The sequence below is a fragment of the Deltaproteobacteria bacterium genome (assembly GCA_023382265.1).
Taxonomy (GTDB): domain Bacteria; phylum JAMCPX01; class JAMCPX01; order JAMCPX01; family JAMCPX01; genus JAMCPX01.
In genome coordinates this window covers 1-5,023 of the sequence record JAMCPX010000009.1, presented here as the reverse complement: position 1 = coordinate 5,023, position 5,023 = coordinate 1, and the positions used below count along the sequence as shown (strand labels likewise).

Annotated in this window: 3 protein-coding genes; all 3 read left to right on the top strand. The window is 37.8% G+C overall.

The window, feature by feature from the left end; genetic code table 11:
• Window positions 1-1,811: 1,811 nt before the first annotated feature.
• Window positions 1,812-2,615 (top strand): YfhO family protein, encoded by an 804-nt coding sequence (locus M1381_02095; protein MCL4477880.1) that lies wholly within the window; start codon window positions 1,812-1,814, stop codon window positions 2,613-2,615.
• Between the two features lie 136 nt (window positions 2,616-2,751).
• A complete protein-coding gene (locus tag M1381_02090; protein MCL4477879.1) occupies window positions 2,752-3,672 on the top strand; it encodes a glycosyltransferase family 2 protein in 921 nt (306 codons plus the stop codon).
• Window positions 3,673-3,718: 46 nt separating this feature from the next.
• On the top strand, window positions 3,719-5,023 hold a 1,305-nt coding region (locus M1381_02085; protein ID MCL4477878.1), incomplete at its 3' end, for a B12-binding domain-containing radical SAM protein.

Sequence of the window (5,023 nt, the reverse complement as noted above, 5' to 3'; positions counted from 1 at the left end):
TTTATGAAAGTTGGCTAATCCCGTTATAAAAAATAAAAAAATTGTTATACCGATGTATCACTTACCCGATCTGAACTGAGAATTCAACAAGAGATTAAATATCCATTCTATTGGACATTTTTTTTACGCTTTACTCACTACTACGTCTTTCTATTGTAAACGGAAATTGACTTACTTTAGTTTAAAAAGTATACAATAAGGTTAAAGAATATAAATATAGTCATTTTTCTTTGATTTAAGCGAATAGTAGAGTAAACGTATAAACAAATATAATTATGCATTTAGTAAAAGATAAGAAATTTATTCAGGCCAACTTTTTCCTGATCGTGTCGTTGATAATATTTTTTTATCAGCCTATTTTTACAAATAAAATTCAGGTCCCAAGCGATATTCTACAAACATATCCCTTTTTTAGGGTGGATAATTTGCCTGCCTATCCGGCAAACAAAGCTATGTTTGATGTAGTCTTTAGTTTAATCCCTGGACTCCATTTTAATATAGCATCTCTTAAACAAGGTCATGTACCTTTGTGGTACCCCGACATTGGATGCGGCGCACCTGCCATCGCTGATATGCAAGTCGCTTTTTTTTACCCGCTTAATATTTTCCCTTATTTGTTTGGATTAAAATGGGGATTGTTTTTCCTGTATTTCTTTAAACTGTATTTTGCTGGTATTTTTATGTATCTATTTGAACGTAAAATAGGAATAAAGCATAAAGCTGCTGTGATAGGTTCATGCGCTTTTATGTACGCCGGATTCAACATGATTTTTCTCTATTGGCCACAAGTAAATCTTGCATTTTATCTACCTCTTGGAATGTTAGCGACTGAATTAATTCTTGATGCACCAGAAAATATTGCGGGATATCTATTATTATCAATAGGTTCAACGATAGCTGTCTTTGGCGGACATCCGGAATCGTTGTTTTTCAGAGCATCGATTCTTATTCTTTATTTTTTCATAAGATTATTTCAGAACAGAAGCAGGGTACGTATAAAGAATATAATTACAAAAACAACTCTTTTTGTATTTGTTGCCATCTTAATATCTGCAATTCAGTGGCTTCCGTTTCTGCAATACCTTTCTTTAAGTTACACTCATTTGGAAAGATCGTACGCTCTTCACACTACTAACCTGCCACCTTCTGCCCTATTCCTCGGTATAGTGCCTAATTTTTTTGGTTATTTATTTAAAATACCTATTTCTTTTGTGTTTGGTTTATTTTTGTTAATCGGAGCCACTGGATACATCGGTATAACAATTTTTTTATTTTTTATAACGGGATTAGCCAACTTTCATAAAAACAATTACATCCTCATTTTTATAATAATCTTAGTATATATTGGAAGCCTGACATTTAATGTGCCCCTACTTCACCATCTTATAACTTTTTTCCCTTTATTTCATATAAGTAATTCCTTGACTCTGTTTGGGTGCTCAAATATTTTTATTATACTGATTGGAGTAATTTGGTTGAATAAGTGTTTTGAAAATTGTTTTAGCATTGATTCTGTAAAATCTTCACTGCTCATGATTTTATTTGTTACAATATTGTTACTGATCTTGTATATTCTCTATATCAATAAAACTGCGGACGCTTCTATCTTAAGGCAGCTATATGTTTATACAGCAGCTGACTTGGGTATAACGTTATTATTTCTGTTCATGACAGTACTTGTATTAAAAATACATGAAGTAAATTTACAATTTTATCTTCTTTTAATACTGGTTTTTTCACAAACTGCACTCCCCTTTATACGGTACGAAGCACCTACAAATCTTGCATACCTGTATCCGCAAAACAGGATTATGAAAACCTTACAGCAGCAGCCCCCTCCATTCAGGGCTTTTCCATTGAGTATGAATCCTGATTATAAACCAGCATGGCCACCTGATATAACTACCTATTATGGAATAGAAGATATAAGAAACTACGATGCGTTAGGTGTAAAATGGTATGAGCTTCTTTTTAAAACAATGTCGCTTCCAGATTTTCTAAATCTCGTAAATGTAAAATATATCGTGCTTAATCAAAATGATACAGCACCTTCTATAAGTCTTCATTTGGAGCCTGTAGTTAAAGATAAAGGTTTTATTCTCTATAAAAACTTATCTGCCTTCGACAGGGCCTTTATGGTTTATGATTACAAAGTGGCAAATAATGATAACGAATTTCTCGAGCTTACAAATAATCTTTCTGCGCAACTTCATAACCTTGCTATTATTATGAATCGTGACATTAAACATGCATCTTTTACGACGACTAACTCTGGAATAAATACACATGCTGAAGTCAAGTTCGTCAGCTATGAACCATCATATATTAAAATGAAAGTCAACACATCATCACCTGGCTTATTGGTAATTAGCAATACTTTCTTTCCGGGATGGAAAGCATACGTGGATAATCAGGAATCAAAAATAATCAGGACTGATTATGCATTTGACGGAATATTCCTTACTCAAGGGGATCATACTGTGATCTTAGAATACAAACCCCTGAGTTTTCTTATCGGATTAATTCTTACAATAACAGGTCTGATAAGTTTAGTGTTGTCTTATTTCTTGTTAAGAGATGACGGTTCTTCTACCAATTATAGATGTCCTGAGTAATATCGCAGTTGATCATAACAGACCTGTTTTTGATGCCTTGCAGTTGCAGGAGAATAATGGTAATAAGAGCAAGGAGGTAAAACATTTGACAGAGTCCCACACAGAAAAAGGTTTAACGATATCCATCGTAGCACCCATGCATAATGAAGCTGAAAACATCCCGGAATTTTATTCAAGGGTAAAAAGAGTGCTTGATGAGATCAACGTGACGTATGAAATTATCTGCATAAATGATGCCTCAACCGATACGACGTTAGACGAATTATTGAAATTGAATAAAAAAGACCACAATGTCAAGATTATAAATTTTTCAAGAAACTTTGGCAAACAAGCTGCCCTGACCGCCGGCATTGATTTCTCTGCAGGCGAGGCAGTGATCCCTATCGATGCCGACTTGCAGGACCCTCCAGAGCTTATACCCAAGCTTATGGAAAAATGGAAAGAAGGCTACGACATTGTTTATGCAACGCGACGACTCAGGGAGGGAGAGGGATGGTTCAAACGGGGGTCATCCTTCCTCTTTTATAGGGTCATTGCGAAACTCGTCGACATTAACATTCCAAAAGATACTGGAGATTTCCGCCTGCTCAACAGAACGGCAGTAGAAACGCTCAAAAAGCTGAAGGAGCAAAATCGCCTGATGCAAGGATTATTCCAATGGATTGGTTACCGGCAAACAGCTATTTTTTACAAGCGTCACAAGAGGAATGCGGGAAAGCCAAAACAAGGATACAGGAAACTTTGGAACCTTGCCCTCTCCGGCATAACATCTTTCAGTAATCTCCCGCTTCAATTTGCAACTGTTTTTGGGCTTTTGATTATGCTTTTTGCATTTATTGATGCTGTACTTATTGTAATACGTAACTTGGTCTATGGGTACCATGTTTCAGGTTATGCTTCCCTTCTCGTCGTCATTTTATTCTTGGGCGGAGTCCAGCTTTTTACCATCGGTGTCCTCGGAGAATATATAGGAAGAATTTATAATGAGGTAAAGAAAAGGCCATTATATATCGTCCGCGAATTGGTTGGATTCGGACAAACGAATGATAAAATGTAGAACAATATTCCCAATCTCAGAAACCATGAGACTATAAGCAAACGCCATGCCTGACCATTATGGTATCTCAATAGTTTTTCCAAGAATGAAATATACGTCCGGCGATCCGCCGCTTGGTGTAATGTACATTGCTACCTATCTCAAAAAACACCTCAACGCCGAAGTCCAGATCATAGATACGACCTTTCATAAAAGTTATGATTATGTGTTCAAGCGGATCATTAATTTTCCTACCGATATCGTAGGCATATTTATCGATACCCTTATGTTCAATGATGCAATCAGGATAGCTGACATGGCAAAATCCCTTGGCAAGTACGTCATTGCAGGAGGTCCCCATACAACGATACTACCCGAAACGGTGATACCCTTCGTGGATGCCCTTGTGATTGGGGAAGGTGAACTTGCTTCATTGGAGATTATAAAGAACCTTCCTGATTTAAAACCTGTTAAGGGGGCATGGGTTAAAAATGGTGCGGATATATATAAGTCAAACGAGCTTAATTTATCGCAAAGCCTTGATGCAATTCCGTTTCCCAACCGCTCATTTATAGAGAATGAGCGATACATGCAATACTGGCATTTTATGGATGTTACCGAGGGCTATAAAAAGGGAACGAACATTATTGGGAGCAGAGGATGTCCTTTCCATTGCACATACTGCCAGCCCACACTGAGGAGATTGTTCGGTACCAGGCTCAGATACCGGTCACCACAGAACGTTGTTGATGAGATCCTATCCTTGAAGGAAACGCTCGGTATCCAGGCATTTATCTTTCAGGATGACACGCTAACGATAGATAAAAAATGGGTCATTGAGTTTACGGATCTGCTTATAAAGGCAAATACAGGTCTTATCTGGGGATGCAACACAAGGGCGGATACCATTGACAGGGAGCTCCTCCTGCGCATGCACAAGGCAGGCCTGAGGAAGATACAAATTGGAGGGGAGTCCGGCACGATCAGGATATTGAGCGATGTCTATAAAAAAGGCATTGTCCCTGAACAGGTGCGCAAGCTCGTCGGTATGGCACACAGCGCCGGCGTAAAAACACTGGTGTTTTTTATGCTCGGAGCGCCTGGCGAGACGCGGCAGGAAGTAATCTCCACTATCAAATTTGCAAAGGAGATTAAATCCGACGAGGTAACATTCAATCTCACCCAGCCTTTACCGGGCACCGATCTCTACGAGTTTATGTCGAACAAAAAAGAGTATGTTATAGAAAAAGATTATTCTCATTTTGATTATTACAACAGGCGTGCGTTTAATGATGTTACCATTTCCAACCGCCAGCTCAGGTTTATTCGGATTATGGGGTTCTTTTACGTATACGTAAGGCTTTCATCGTTT

Coding starts and splice junctions, on each gene's coding strand:
- M1381_02095 (MCL4477880.1), top strand. CDS start 1,812: ATGAAAACCTTACAGCAGCAGCCCCCTCCATTCAGGGCTTTTCCATTG.
- M1381_02090 (MCL4477879.1), top strand. CDS start 2,752: ATGCATAATGAAGCTGAAAACATCCCGGAATTTTATTCAAGGGTAAAA.